General features: G+C 65.5%; 12 protein-coding genes. 6 read left to right on the top strand and 6 right to left on the bottom strand.

Annotated elements, in window-relative coordinates:
* The first annotated feature begins 4 nt into the window (after nucleotides 1-4).
* The 6 genes from AC56LV_RS06115 (at nucleotide 5) to AC56LV_RS06090 (ending at nucleotide 6,559) form a co-directional block, all read left to right on the top strand.
* Entirely contained in the window at nucleotides 5-1,186 is a 1,182-nt protein-coding gene (locus AC56LV_RS06115; RefSeq protein WP_499556497.1) for an acetyl-CoA C-acyltransferase, read from the top strand.
* A 9-nt stretch (nucleotides 1,187-1,195) separates the two neighbouring features.
* Nucleotides 1,196-2,404, top strand: coding sequence for an acyl-CoA dehydrogenase family protein (locus AC56LV_RS06110; protein ID WP_499556496.1), 1,209 nt, complete (start codon nucleotides 1,196-1,198; stop codon nucleotides 2,402-2,404).
* 11 nt (nucleotides 2,405-2,415) lie between these two features.
* On the top strand, nucleotides 2,416-3,570 hold the full coding sequence (locus AC56LV_RS06105) for an acyl-CoA dehydrogenase family protein (protein WP_499556495.1): 1,155 nt from the start codon (nucleotides 2,416-2,418) through the stop codon (nucleotides 3,568-3,570).
* Nucleotides 3,567-4,388 carry an oxepin-CoA hydrolase, alternative type gene (locus AC56LV_RS06100; protein WP_499556494.1) on the top strand — a complete coding sequence of 274 codons (822 nt, stop codon included), beginning with the start codon at nucleotides 3,567-3,569 and terminating at the stop codon, nucleotides 4,386-4,388. The genes AC56LV_RS06105 and AC56LV_RS06100 overlap by 4 nt, the downstream gene beginning before the upstream one ends.
* Before the next feature lie 43 nt (nucleotides 4,389-4,431).
* On the top strand, nucleotides 4,432-5,640 hold the full coding sequence (locus AC56LV_RS06095) for a CaiB/BaiF CoA transferase family protein (protein ID WP_499556493.1): 1,209 nt from the start codon (nucleotides 4,432-4,434) through the stop codon (nucleotides 5,638-5,640).
* Between the two features lie 97 nt (nucleotides 5,641-5,737).
* The gene (locus AC56LV_RS06090) at nucleotides 5,738-6,559 is read left to right on the top strand and encodes an IclR family transcriptional regulator (protein ID WP_499556492.1); all 822 of its coding nucleotides are present in this window, start codon (nucleotides 5,738-5,740) and stop codon (nucleotides 6,557-6,559) included.
* 11 nt (nucleotides 6,560-6,570) lie between these two features.
* On the opposite strand, the gene AC56LV_RS06085 is transcribed toward AC56LV_RS06090, so the two are convergent.
* From AC56LV_RS06085 to AC56LV_RS06060, 6 genes are all read right to left on the bottom strand, one after another.
* Entirely contained in the window at nucleotides 6,571-7,026 is a 456-nt protein-coding gene (locus tag AC56LV_RS06085; RefSeq protein ID WP_499556491.1) for a PaaI family thioesterase, read from the bottom strand.
* The gene (locus AC56LV_RS06080) at nucleotides 7,026-8,120 is read right to left on the bottom strand and encodes a porin (protein WP_499556490.1); all 1,095 of its coding nucleotides are present in this window, start codon (nucleotides 8,118-8,120) and stop codon (nucleotides 7,026-7,028) included. Before AC56LV_RS06080 ends, AC56LV_RS06085 begins: the two co-directional genes overlap by 1 nt.
* A 357-nt stretch (nucleotides 8,121-8,477) precedes the next feature.
* Entirely contained in the window at nucleotides 8,478-8,897 is a 420-nt protein-coding gene (locus tag AC56LV_RS06075) for a hypothetical protein (RefSeq protein ID WP_332531753.1), read from the bottom strand.
* A gap of 174 nt (nucleotides 8,898-9,071) precedes the next feature.
* The gene (locus AC56LV_RS06070; RefSeq protein WP_499556489.1) at nucleotides 9,072-9,800 is read right to left on the bottom strand and encodes an MOSC domain-containing protein; all 729 of its coding nucleotides are present in this window, start codon (nucleotides 9,798-9,800) and stop codon (nucleotides 9,072-9,074) included.
* The gene (locus AC56LV_RS06065; RefSeq protein WP_499556488.1) at nucleotides 9,751-11,220 is read right to left on the bottom strand and encodes a M28 family peptidase; all 1,470 of its coding nucleotides are present in this window, start codon (nucleotides 11,218-11,220) and stop codon (nucleotides 9,751-9,753) included. Before AC56LV_RS06065 ends, AC56LV_RS06070 begins: the two co-directional genes overlap by 50 nt.
* 138 nt (nucleotides 11,221-11,358) lie before the next feature.
* Nucleotides 11,359-12,579, bottom strand: coding sequence for an alkene reductase (locus AC56LV_RS06060; RefSeq protein WP_499556487.1), 1,221 nt, complete (start codon nucleotides 12,577-12,579; stop codon nucleotides 11,359-11,361).
* Nucleotides 12,580-12,640 lie beyond the last annotated feature (61 nt).

Genomic DNA, 12,640 nt, shown 5'->3' with positions numbered 1-12,640 from the left:
CGCCATGCGCGAAGCTGTCATCGTTTCAACCGCCCGCACCCCGCTGACCAAGGCGCACCGCGGCGAATTCAATATCACCCCCGGCGCCCAATTGGCCGCGTTTGCCGTGCGCGCCGCCGTCGAGCGCGCCGGCATCGATCCGGCCATGATCGAGGACGCGATTCTCGGCTGCGGCTACCCGGAAGGCACCACCGGCCGCAACGTCGCGCGCCAGAGCGTGATCCGCGCCGGCCTGCCGATCACGATCGCTGGCACCACCGTCAACCGCTTCTGCGCCTCTGGCCTGCAGGCGATCGCCATCGGCGCCGGCCGCATCATCGTCGATGGCGCACCTGCCATCATCGCCGGCGGCGTGGAGAGCATCTCGCACATCCGCAGCCGCGACAGCGGCGATTCGGGCATCGACCCGTGGATCCTGGAACACAAGCCGGATCTGTATCTGCCGATGATCGACACCGCTGACATCGTCGCTGCGCGCTACAACATCAGCCGCGAAGCGCAGGACCGTTTCTCGTTCGAGTCCCAGCGCAAGACCGAGGCGGCGCAACTGGCCGGCCGCTACAGCGAGGAAATCGTGGCCTGCACCACGACCATGGCCGTCACCGACAAGGAGACGAAGGAAGTCAGCCACCGTGAAGTCACGATTGCCGAAGACACCTGCAACCGACGCGGCACGACTTATGAAGGCCTTGCCAAGCTGGCGCCGGTCATGGGCGACGGCAAATTCGTCACTGCCGGCAATGCGTCGCAGCTGTCCGATGGTGCGTCGGCCTGCGTGATGATGGAAGCGAAAGAAGCCGAGCGCCTCGGCTTGACCCCGCTGGGCGCCTTCCGTGGCATGGCGGTGGCTGGCTGCGAGCCGGATGAAATGGGCATCGGCCCCGTGTTCGCGGTGCCCAAGCTCTTGAAGCGCTTCGGCCTGACGGTCGACGACATCGACCTGTGGGAACTGAATGAAGCGTTTGCCTCGCAGGCGATCTACTGCCAGCAGCAACTCGGCATCCCCGACGAGCGCCTGAACGTGGACGGTGGCGCGATTTCGATCGGCCATCCGTTTGGCATGACGGGCGCGCGCCTGGCCGGCCACATTCTGATTGAAGGCCGGCGCCGCGGCGCGAAGTACGCCGTGGTCACGATGTGCATCGCCGGCGGCATGGGCGCTGCGGGCCTGTTCGAGATTTTCTAAAGGATCATCATGGATTTACATTTCACCCCTGAGCAAGAGCGCTTTCGCGACGAGGTACGGGCATTTCTGGCCGAGAAGCTGCCGCAGGACCTGTCGGACAAGGTCGCCAATGGCAAGCACCTGTCGAAGGCCGACATGGAGCGCTGGCACGCGATCCTGAATGAGCGCGGCTGGCTGGCAAATCACTGGCCGGAAGCATACGGCGGCCCGGGCTGGGACGCCATTGAAAAATTCATCTTCGAGACCGAGTGCGCGCTGGCCAATACGCCGCGCATCGTGCCGTTCGGCGTGAACATGCTGGGCCCGGTCCTCATCAAGTACGGCAATCAGGCGCAGAAGGACTACTGGCTCCCGCGCATCCTGGATGGGTCGGACTGGTGGTGCCAGGGGTATTCGGAGCCGGGCGCGGGTTCCGACCTGGCGGCGGTCAAGTGCAGCGCCGTGCGCGGTGTGGACGCAGAAGGCGAGCATTACATCGTCAATGGCCAGAAGACCTGGACCACGCTCGGCCAGCACGCCAACATGATCTTCTGCCTGGTACGCACCGATGCGGGCGCCAAGAAGCAGGAGGGGATCAGCTTTCTGCTGATCGACATGGGGTCACCGGGCGTGGACGTGCGCCCCATCACGCTGCTCGATGGCGAGCGCGAAGTCAACGAGGTGTTCTTCACCGATGTGCGGGTGCCGGTGCAGAACCTGGTTGGCGAAGAACATCGCGGCTGGACCTGCGCCAAATACCTGCTCACCTATGAGCGCACGAACATCGCCGGCGTCGGCTTCTCGATGGCGGCGCTGGCGCGCTTGAAGCGTATCGCACAGGAGCAGACACGCGGCGGCAAGCCGCTGGCGGACGATCCGGGCTTTGCGCGCCGCCTGGCGCTTGTCGAGATCGACCTGGAAAACATGAAGACCACCAATCTGCGCGTGATCGCGGCGGTGGCTGGTGGCGGCGTGCCGGGCGCGGAGAGCTCGATGCTCAAGATTCGCGGCACCGAGATCCGCCAGGAGATCAATGCGCTGACGCGGCGCGCGATGGGCGTGTATGCGCGCCCGTTCACGCAGGACATGCTCGCTGCGGCCAATGATGGCCCGGGCTTCGGGCCAGATTTTGCGGCCGCCGCCTCGGCGCAGTACTTCAACAACCGCAAGCTGTCGATCTTCGGCGGCTCCAACGAGATCCAGAAAAACATCATCTCCAAGATGATCCTCGGACTGTAAGGGCAAGCGACATGAACTTCGAACATACAGAAGAACGGCGCATGCTGGCCGATAGCCTGAACCGCTTCATCGCCCAGCAATATCACATTGAAGCGCGGCACAAGATCGCCGCCTCGCCAGAAGGCTTTTCCAGCGCCATGTGGCAGCAGTTCGCCGAACTGGGTGTGGTGGGGATGCTGCTGCGCGAAGAAGACGGCGGCTTCGGCGGGGCCGGTTTTGACATCGCGGTCGTGTTCGAGGCGCTGGGCCGTGGCCTGGTGCTCGAGCCGCTGCTGGGCAGCGCCGTGCTGGCGGCCGAAGCCATCGCGGCAGCCGGCAGCGATGCGCAGAAAGAAGTGTTGGCCAGCATTGCCGATGCGTCAGTCATCGCCGCGTTTGCCCACGACGAACCGGGCGCGCATTACGAACTGGCGCGCGTGGCGACAACTGCGCGCCGCGACGACGATGGCTGGGTGATCGACGGCGCCAAGGCCGTGGTGGCCAACGCCGAACACGCGCAGTGGATCGTCGTGTCGGCGCGCACCTCTAGCGCGGTCGATGACGAAACGGGGATTTCGCTGTTCCTGGTTCCTGGCGACGCGGCCGGCCTGTCGATGGTGGGCTCGCCGACGATGGACGGCGGCCGCGTGGCCGAGCTGACCTTCAGCGGCGTGCGGGTCGGCGCCGACGCGCTGCTCGGTGAGCCGGGTCACGGTTTTGCGGCGATCGAGCGCGCTGTCGGACGCGGCGTGCTGGCGCTGTGCGCGGAGGCGCTGGGCGCCATGGAAGCGGCCAAGGAAGCGACCCTCGACTACCTGCGCACGCGCAAGCAGTTCGGCGTCGTGATCGGCAGCTTCCAGGCGCTGCAGCATCGCATGGCCGACCTGCTGCTCGAGATCGAGCAGGCCCGTTCGGCGGTGATCAATGCCGCGTCTGCCCTGGACGCCGATCGCATCACGCGTGAGCGCAGCCTGTCGGCCGCCAAGGCCAGCATCGGCCGTATCGGCACGCTGGTGGCGGAAGAATGCATCCAGCTGCACGGCGGTATCGGCATGACGTGGGAGCTGCCGCTGGCGCACTACGCCAAGCGCCTGGTGATGATCGACCATCAGCTGGGCGACGAAGACCATCACCTGGCGCGCTATATTGACCTCGGACGCCAGGCCAGCGAGACCGCAGCCGCATGACCGCCCCTGGCCTCGTGATGCGCACCGATGGCGCGGTGCGCATTCTCGTCAACAGCAACCCGGCGGCGAAGAATGCGATCACCCCGGCGCTGTACGACGCGCTGCCGGCCGCGCTCGAACAGGCGGCGCAGGACCCGGCCATCGGCGCCATCGTGCTGGTTGGCGACGGCGACTTTTTCTGCGCCGGTGGCGACTTGCGCCAGCTGGCCACGCGCCGCGCGCTGGCGCCGGACGAGCGGCGCGCCAAGATCGAGCGTTTGCACGATCTGGTACGCGCGCTGCGCGCCTGCCCGAAGCCGGTGATTGCCGCGGTCGAGGGCGGGGCGGCCGGCGCCGGCCTGTCCCTGGCGCTGGCGTGCGATATGGTGGTCGCGGCCGACGATGCTTTCTTTTCGATGGCGTATGTCAAGGTCGGCCTGAGTCCGGATGGCGGCGCGACGGCGTTTCTGGCGCGCTGCATGTCGCGCCAGTTGCTGACGGAGCTATGCCTGCTGGGCGAGCGCGTGCCGGCCGCGCGCCTCCATGCGCTGGGCGCGGTCAACCGCCTGGCCGCGCCGGGGCAGGCACTGGCCGAGGCGCTGGCGCTGGCTGCGCGCGTGGCCGCCGGACCAGCCAATGCCAATGGACGCATCAAGGTGCTGTGCGAGAATGCCGGGGCCGCAAGCCTGGCCGGGCAGCTCGACCTGGAGGCCGCGCTGATGGTGCAGTCGCAGGGCGACGACGAAGCGCAGGAAGGCATTGCCGCCTTCTTCGAGAAACGCGCGCCCGCTTTCGCGGAGCTGCGCAGTGCTGCAGCCGCGGGTCGGCGAGAAGAATGATGTTTGCCGGCTCCTTGTGGAGAGGCCGGGTATCTGGAGTGTTATGTTGACTGACAAATCTGCTTTGCCTCTTTCCGGCGTGCGCGTGCTGGACTTCTCCCGTGTGCTGGCCGGGCCGTGGTGCGCGATGGTGCTAGGCGACCTGGGCGCCGAAGTGATCAAGGTGGAGCATCCCGAGCGCGGCGACGACACGCGCGACTGGGGCATGCGCATCGGCGCTACCGAAACCGCGTACTTCAATAGCGTCAACCGCAACAAGCGTTCGGTGTGCCTCGACCTGAAAACACCTGAAGGCCAGACCATCGCGCGGGATCTGATCCGCAAGAGCGACATCGTGATCCAGAACTTCAAGTTCGGCGACATCGAGCGACTCGGCTTGGGCTACGACGCCCTGAAGGACGAGCAGCCGGGCCTGATCTACTGCTCGATCACCGGGTATGACCGCACCGGCCCGGAAGCCGCGCGGCCCGGCTACGACCTGGTGATCCAGGGCGAATCGGGCCTGATGGCGCTCAATGGCGAGCCGACCCAGCCGCCGTTGAAATTCGGCGTGGCCGCGGTCGACATGATGACCGGGATGTATGCGGCGCAGGGCGTGCTGGCGGCGCTGTACGAGCGCGAAAAGACGGGCAAGGGCCGCCACATCGGCATGGCATTGTTCGACTGCGGCCTGATGATCACCGCCTACTACGGCCTGGAAGCGCTGCTGCGCGGTAACGATCCGCCGCGTTACGGCAATGCGCATCCATCGATCATGCCGTATGGCGTGTATGAGGCAAAGGATGGTCCACTGGTCGTTGCGGTGGGCAATAACAGCCAGTTCATACGCTTTTGCAATGACGTGATCGAGCGGCCCGACATCGCGCTGGATGAGCGTTTCAAGACCAACCTGGCACGCACGCAGCATCGCGACGAACTGATGCCCGAAATCAAACGCGAACTGGCGCTGCGCACGCGCAGCGATCTGCTTGCGTGCATGAGCCGGGTGGGTATCCCGTGTGGCGAGGTCGCGGGGCTGCATGAGGCATTGACGTCGACCCGTGCGCAGCAGGGGGGGCTGGTCAAGGAGATGCCGCATCCTGAAGTGGGCAGCGTTTCTGTACTGGCCTCGCCCTATCGCTTTGACGGTGAACGTCTGCCGGTACGCAGCGCGCCGCCGTGCCTGGGCGAGGGGACGGACGACGTGCTGCATGAGTTGCTCGGCTTGTCGGCAGACACGCTGGCCAGCTTGCGGGAGCGCGGTGTGGTTTAACAACGTCAGTACGATCGTTGATGCTTGCCGGTTTTGCATGGCGAAATGAAGTGGATTAGAATGAAATTTGACCACCATTCTTATTCAGGGCCTTCCCATGCCAGTGAGCGACACCCTTCCCGATGATGTCCGGGCACCTGATACGGGCGATGCGGCCGATGCGCCGCGCGGCGCCGAAGAGCGCTACTTCATCACGGCGCTGGCGCGCGGCCTCGACGTCCTGGCCTGCTTTCGCTCCGCCGACAAGGGACTGAGCAACCAGCAGATCGCCGAGCGCTGCGGCTTGCCCAAGTCCACCGTCACCCGCATCACCTACACGCTGACCACGCTCGGCTACCTGGCACAGGAGCCGGGCGGGCGTTACACGCTCGGCAGCGCCACGCTGGGCCTGGGCAGCGCCATGCTGGCCCGGCTCGATATCCGCCAGCTGGCGCGCCCGATGATGCAGGAACTGGCCGAATTCTCCGGCACCACCGTGTCGATCGCGATGCGCGACCGGCTGTCGATGATCTACGTGGAGGTGTGCCGCAGCAGCGCGGCGCTGGCGCTGGCGCTGCAGGTCGGCTCGCGCATGCCGCTGGCGACATCGGCGATCGGCCGCGCCTACCTGGCCCGGGCCGCCGAGAATGAACGCAGGGATATCCTGAGCCGGTCGCTGGAGCTGGACGAAACCGCGTTCGAGGCGATGCGCACGGGTTTGGCCAAGGGCTTGAGCGACTACGCGACGTATGGCTGCACGACCTCGTTCGGGGACTGGCAGAAGGACGTCAACGGGATCGCGGTCGGCTTCATGCCGATCGGCGGCAGCCAGATCATGTCGATCAATTGCGGCGGCCCCTCGTCGAGTGTGTCGACCGCCTTCCTGCTCGATGAAGTGCGCCCGCGCCTGATCGAGGTCGCACGGCGCCTCGAGTCGTAATCAGGCGGCGCTCAGTACCCGGCCGCCAGCTGGTCGGGGTTCAAGGCGTTCATCACCGCAAACACGCCGCTGGCGCGCAGGATGCGGCGCGCGCCGACCTGCAGGAAGCAGTTGGCAAACGCCATCCGCTTGCCCATTTTCTGCACCTCGACGTGCGCTTCGACCCAGTCGCCGGGCCGGGCCGCGTCGATGAAATCGGTGCTCAGGTTGACGGTCACGAACGACTGGCGTCCTTCGCAATACAGCGTCAAGCCGAGACCGAGCGAGGAATCGGCCAGACTGGCCAGCATCCCGCCATGGGCGATGCCGCGCATATTGGTGTGCTTGTCCTCGATGCGCATCGCGAACACGATCTCGCTTCCACTTTTGCGGCAGTACAGCTCGCCCAGATTGGACATATATGGCCCCCCGCGCTTGAGGCGTTCAAAGCCGGGTGGCGCGGGGGGTACGTGGTCGTGTGTCGTCATCAGAACATATGCATGATGCCCATCGTGAACCGGTTGGCCGAGTCGCTGCCGACCGCCACGAAGTTCTGGGCCAGGTTGATCTGGTCAGCCTGGACGATGCTGTCGGTCGCAGCGTGCCCAACCGAGACGTAGCCCGTCGTGCGCTTGCTCATCAGGTAGCGGCCGATCAGGATGAATTGCTGTGCATCGTCCTTCAGGTCGCCCGAGCGCTTGACCTGGTAGGCCGCCGCCGTGACCAGGAAGGCCGGGGCTACCGGTACATCCGCGCCGACGCCGAGTACGGCGATCTTGCGGCCAGTGCTGCGCAGCTCGTTCCACGAATAGGTCGACTTGAGCGTCACCGCCGGGAAGGCGTACTTGACGCCATACGCGTGCGACGTGAGCAGATCGGTGTCGGTGATGTTCTTCATGCGCGCATAGGCGCCGGCAACGGCCAGCTTGCCGGTGTTGTACAGCAGCGCGCCGCCCTGGTAAGAACTTTTCTGCGCATTGCCCGCCTGCTCGCCGAAGGCGCGCATCAGGGCGAAACTCAGGCCCTTGAACACGGGCGACGTGTACTTGACCGAGTTGTTCTGGCGCAGGGCCGTGCCGCCATTGTTGGCGCCATACGGCGCATACACGGCGGCGTTGTTCATCGCCGAGAACAGCACGTTCGGGCTGCTGGACGCAAAGCCCAGGCCCAGCGGATCGGCCATGCCGACCGACATGATGCCGACGATATTCTGGCGGCCGATGTCGATGGCGCCGTACCTGGTGACGACGCCGACCGTGGCTTCGCGGTCGAACAGGCTGGTGCTGGACGGGGTGCCGAACGGGACGCCGGCGCCGCCCGTGTCATTGAGCAGCGTGCCTTCCAGGCCGAAGCGCGCCTTCATGCCGTCCCCCAGGTCTTCCTGGCCCTTGATGCCCCAGCGCGACACCTGCATCTGGCCGGTATCGACCCTGGTCACATCGCCTAGGGGGCCGTCGTTGGTCAGGCGGGTCAGGCCGGCATCGATGATGCCGTACAGGGTAATGGCCGATTGCGCGGACGCGGTCGGTACAGCTGACATGCAGGCGCACAGCGCTGCCATTGCGATGATGTGTTTCTTCACTCGGTCTGTCTCCATTATTGTGATGGTGCCGGCCGTGGCCGGCCATGACGATGGCCGACGTCCGATCCATGAAGCGGGTTTCTCTTTGCGGAACCAGATCTTCAATAATGAAACTGTAGGTTTTTCCGTTTAGCAGTGTCAACAGGTATTCGCGCGCCGGCGACGTCCGACCTCACTCAGAGGAGAAACGTGTCGAAATCGGCACACTGAGTTTTGAGAAGCGAACCAACCAGTTTGCTTGGCGGAATAGAGGTGCTCGGCGAGTTGACGGCGCCCAATGCAAACAAGCCGCGACACCGGTTGCCCGGGTCGCGGCTTGCGCATTACAGAACGACTGATCGAACTGATTCTTGCGAATTACTTCGACGCGTCCTGCATCTTTTCGCCAGCGCGCTCGACGCTACGGCCAGCAGCAGCGGTTGCGTCGCTGGTGGCTTCTTTAGCGGCAGCAGCTGCTTCGCGGCTTTCCTGACGCACTTCTGCGCCAGCAGCTTCGATACGTGCACCGGCACGGTCAGTAGCGGCGTCGATACGCTGACCGGCAGCGTCCAGATTGGCTTCAGCTTTGTCAGCTGCAACTTCCATCTTGTCGCCAGCGCGTTCAGCAGCAGCATCAGCAGCAGCGACGGCTTCTTTCGATTCCTGAGCGACGGTTGCGCCTGCGTTGTCGACGGCAGCGCCGGCTTCTTGTGCAGGGCCCATATTGTCGTTTTTGTTGCAACCGGCAAGCATCGCGACGCTCAGCATCAGGGCGGAAATGGTAATCGTGGTTTTCATGGGGTGCTCCTTAAAATTAAATGTTGTCGTTTAGCTTACACCAGCTGCTAATTCTTTGACTCACGCCCCGACCGCAATCGTGCGCGACAAACGTATTAAAACATTTCCAAAACACATCGGCTGTGCGGTAGATAACTTAACAACAATCGATTGCTGCGTCCGGGGTCCGGACTGTCAGGCCAGCGTCTGGGCGAACAGGCCTGAGCCGTCCCAGCGGGGCAGGGACGAGACGGTTCGGGCAGCCATCGCCCGGCTGGCGCAGGCAGGGCCGAGGGACGCAAGCAGGCGCGGGAAGGCGCGGCAATACGTCGACTGGATGCCGGCCAGGCGCGCCAGCATCGCGTAGTCGATTACGGTGTCAGCCGGCATCGCGTCGATCACCTGCGCGACGCGTTCGTGCCAGTCGTCCGACCACGCCGGCAGCAATGGCCCCAGGTCGCGTACGGTATCGCCGGTACGGATGGCGCCGTCCTGCACGACGCGCGCCAGCACGCCACGCCTGGCGCCAATGCGGGCGGCAACCTGCGCGCCATGCAGATCGAGCCGGCCGCACGCTTCGCACGCGAACATCAGGCGCACCTGCGCCCCGTCGCCGATCTGCAGCACGGTGCCGGAGGGCAGGGCGTCGATGGGGGTGTCGAGCAGCAGGTTTTCGCGCAGCGCGTGGGGAGCGAGATCGAAGTCGGCATAGGTCGCGCTGCTTGCCAGCAGCAGCTGGCGGGGCGATGCCGGGTCGCGGTGGCGGTCACCGTCGATCCCCGCGCCGGCGACGAGCGTGAGTTGCTCGACCGCCTGCGGCGCGGCGCTGCCGGGCGGGCGGATCGACAGGCAGGCCAGCTTCACCCGCTCACCTTCACTTTGTTGCTTGCAGCGCAGCCGCCGCAGCGCGGTACTTGGCCGCATTGGGCACGCTTGTCCACGCCGGCTTGACCGGATCGTTGGCGATGTCCTGCAACGCGACGGCGATCATGCGGTTCACGCTGGCCAGGTTCTCGTAGTCGACCTTGTCCCAGGTGTCGTCCTTGCCGTGGTAATCAGGAAAGCCGAACGCGACGCACAGCGTGTGGGCCGGCACGCCGGCATCGGCCAGCGCCTGGTTGTCGCTGCGTGCAAAATAACGGTCGCTATTGGTCGGATGCTTCCAGAAGCGGATGCCGGTCTGCTCGCCCGCGCGTTGCAGCGTCGTGCCGACGGTCGAATAGTCAAAGCCGGTCATCGTGGCGGAGCGCAGTTGCGGGCCTTCGCTGTCATCGGTGCGGCCAAGCTGCTCGAGGTTCAGGTTCATCACGGTGTCCTTCAGCGGGAACACCGGATGCTTTGCGTAGTAGCGCGAGCCGAGCAGCCCCAGTTCTTCGCCGAACAGCGCGACGAACACGATGCTGCGGCGCGGCCGCTCCTTTTGCGCTGCCATGCCCGCGGCGATCTCGATCACCGACACGGTGCCGCTGCCATCGTCGTTGGCGCCGTTGAAGATTTCGCCGTCGCGGATGCCCAGGTGGTCGTAGTGCGCGCTGAGCATCACGTAGGTGCTGTTCAGGGCCGGGTCCGAACCGCGCAGCACGCCGATCACGTTGCGCAGTTTGGTCGGCGCGATCCCGGGTGCGACGATCTTCGCGGCGACGGTCGCGCCGCCTTGTTCGAGCGCGCTCGCGGCATCGGCTGCATGCACCAGCACGACCGGTGCGCCACCTTTCGCCACTGCCACGCTCGGGTCGATCAGCCAGCCGCCCTGCGTGCGCGCCTGGCGCCGTTCGCGGTCGATCAGCACGATCAGCGCCGGCTTGCTTTTCAGTTTGGCTTGCAGCGCGGCGCCTGCGCCAGGGATCGCGGCGGCCGGCACGACCAGCACCTTGCCGTTGGCTTTGTCCGGATCGTCCAGCGCCGCCTGCCAGGTCATGAAGACGGCAGGCGTGCGCGCCAGCGTGACCGGATCGACGAAGTTGGCCGATGCGCCCGTGCCGTCGAGGGTCATGGTCTTGCCGCCAGCCGTCACCGTCAACGCGATGTCCTGCGGGCTGCGTTTTGCGTATTGCCAGTTCGCGGTCTGGAAGTAGCCGTCGTCGCCCGCCGCTTCGAGCCCCGCGCGGCGGAACTGCGCCGCGATGTATTCGGCTGCCAGGTCAACACCGCGCGACGGCGTGCCGCGTCCTTCGAGCAGGTCCGACGACAGGAACGACAGGTGGCCGCGCAGCGAATCGGCCGAGATGCCCGAGGTCAGCGCATCGCGCCCAGAAGTCTGCGGCCCCTGGGCCGAGGTGGCGCACCCGGTCAGGGCGAGGGCGAGGGCGATGGAAATGGACAGCGCGGAGGCAAGGTGACGCATGCGAGGACTTCGGTGGATTGATGAGGATGGCAATATGACATGGTGGGGTGAAGCAGGTCAACCGGGATATGCGCATCCACCCAGTGAGAGCGCCGCGATGGCGCATCCCGTTTCAACCCACCATACGTCAGGCCTGCGTCAGGCCTGCGCAGCGTACGGCGGGTAATCGATATAGCCCTTGGCGTCGCCACCGTAGTAGGTGCTGCGGTCCGGCTCGGCCAGTGGCCAGCCGTTGCGCAGGCGAGCCACCAGGTCGGGGTTCGAGATGAACATCTGGCCGAACGCCGCCAAGTCGATCACGCCATCGTCGATCATCTTGTCGGCGCGTTCGCGCGTCATGCCGCCGGCCAGGATCAATGCAGTCTCGGGCAGCGTGGGGCGGAAGGCGCGCAGCAAGTCCTGGATCTTGTCGGACACGGTCGGCCCGGCCGCCTTGTCGCTCATGCCGTAGCCCGATTGGTCCATGATATGGACATAGGCGATGCGGCGTTCGCCCAGCGCCGCGACCAGTGCCGTATAGGTGGCGCCGATGTCGTCGTACAGCGGCATGTCGAACAGGCGGCCGTAGGGCGACAGGCGGATGCCCACGCGTTCGCGGCCGATGCGGGCAACGACCGCATCGACGACTTCGAGTGCGAAGCGCAGGCGGTTGTCCATCGTGGCCGCGCCGTACTCGTCATCGCGGTCATTGACCAGCGGGTTGAGGAACTGCTCCAGCAGATAGCCATTGGCGCCGTGGATCTCGACCCCGTCGAAACCGGCCTCGATGGCGTTGGCGGCGGCATTGGCAAAATCCTGCACCACGCGCGCCACTTCGTCGGTGGCAAGCTGGCGCGGTTGGGTCGTTGCCACCATGCCCGGCGTGCCGTCATCCTTGACACCGTAGGCCATGGCGCCTTGCGCGATCTTCGAGCTGGCGCCCACCGGATCGATGCCATCGGTCTGGATGCTCGGGTGCGACACGCGGCCCACGTGCCAGAGCTGCGCGAACATTTTTGCGCCGACGGCGTGCACGGATTGGGTCGTCAGGCGCCAGCCGGCGATCTGCGCCGGCGTGTAGATGCCGGGATTGAACAGGTAACCCTGGCCTTCGCGGGAAATGGGCGTGCCTTCGCTGATGATCAGGCCAGCGGTGGCGCGCTGGGTGTAGTACAGCGCCACGGTCTCGGTGGCGACGTCGTCCGGCGCACGCGCCCGGGTCAGGGGCGCCATCACGACGCGGTTGACGAGGGGAAGTGAAGCGAGCTTGAATGGCGAGAATAACTGGTGCATGGCGTCCTGGTAGCGTTGTGGATGGATGCGGCCAGCATAAATGAATTTGCAGAATGGAATGATGGGCACGCTAGCGAATCGGGCCATCGCGCGCTGCGAAGCCGGATTCACTCCCGCCTTACGCCAGTTCGTCGCACCGCCTCTTGCC

The sequence above is a fragment of the Telluria sp. RB2R28 genome (assembly GCF_059685835.1).
This window is presented reverse-complemented; position numbering and strand designations above follow the sequence as displayed.

What these genes read in the sequence shown, in the direction of transcription:
- AC56LV_RS06115 (WP_499556497.1), top strand. Translation starts at nt 5, where the DNA reads ATGCGCGAAGCTGTCATCGTTTCAACCGCCCGCACCCCGCTGACCAAG.
- AC56LV_RS06110 (WP_499556496.1), top strand. Translation starts at nt 1,196, where the DNA reads ATGGATTTACATTTCACCCCTGAGCAAGAGCGCTTTCGCGACGAGGTA.
- AC56LV_RS06105 (WP_499556495.1), top strand. Translation starts at nt 2,416, where the DNA reads ATGAACTTCGAACATACAGAAGAACGGCGCATGCTGGCCGATAGCCTG.
- AC56LV_RS06100 (WP_499556494.1), top strand. Translation starts at nt 3,567, where the DNA reads ATGACCGCCCCTGGCCTCGTGATGCGCACCGATGGCGCGGTGCGCATT.
- AC56LV_RS06095 (WP_499556493.1), top strand. Translation starts at nt 4,432, where the DNA reads ATGTTGACTGACAAATCTGCTTTGCCTCTTTCCGGCGTGCGCGTGCTG.
- AC56LV_RS06090 (WP_499556492.1), top strand. Translation starts at nt 5,738, where the DNA reads ATGCCAGTGAGCGACACCCTTCCCGATGATGTCCGGGCACCTGATACG.
- AC56LV_RS06085 (WP_499556491.1), bottom strand. Translation starts at nt 7,026, where the DNA reads ATGACGACACACGACCACGTACCCCCCGCGCCACCCGGCTTTGAACGC.
- AC56LV_RS06075 (WP_332531753.1), bottom strand. Translation starts at nt 8,897, where the DNA reads ATGAAAACCACGATTACCATTTCCGCCCTGATGCTGAGCGTCGCGATG.
- AC56LV_RS06070 (WP_499556489.1), bottom strand. Translation starts at nt 9,800, where the DNA reads ATGCGGCCAAGTACCGCGCTGCGGCGGCTGCGCTGCAAGCAACAAAGT.
- AC56LV_RS06065 (WP_499556488.1), bottom strand. Translation starts at nt 11,220, where the DNA reads ATGCGTCACCTTGCCTCCGCGCTGTCCATTTCCATCGCCCTCGCCCTC.
- AC56LV_RS06060 (WP_499556487.1), bottom strand. Translation starts at nt 12,579, where the DNA reads ATGGCCCGATTCGCTAGCGTGCCCATCATTCCATTCTGCAAATTCATT.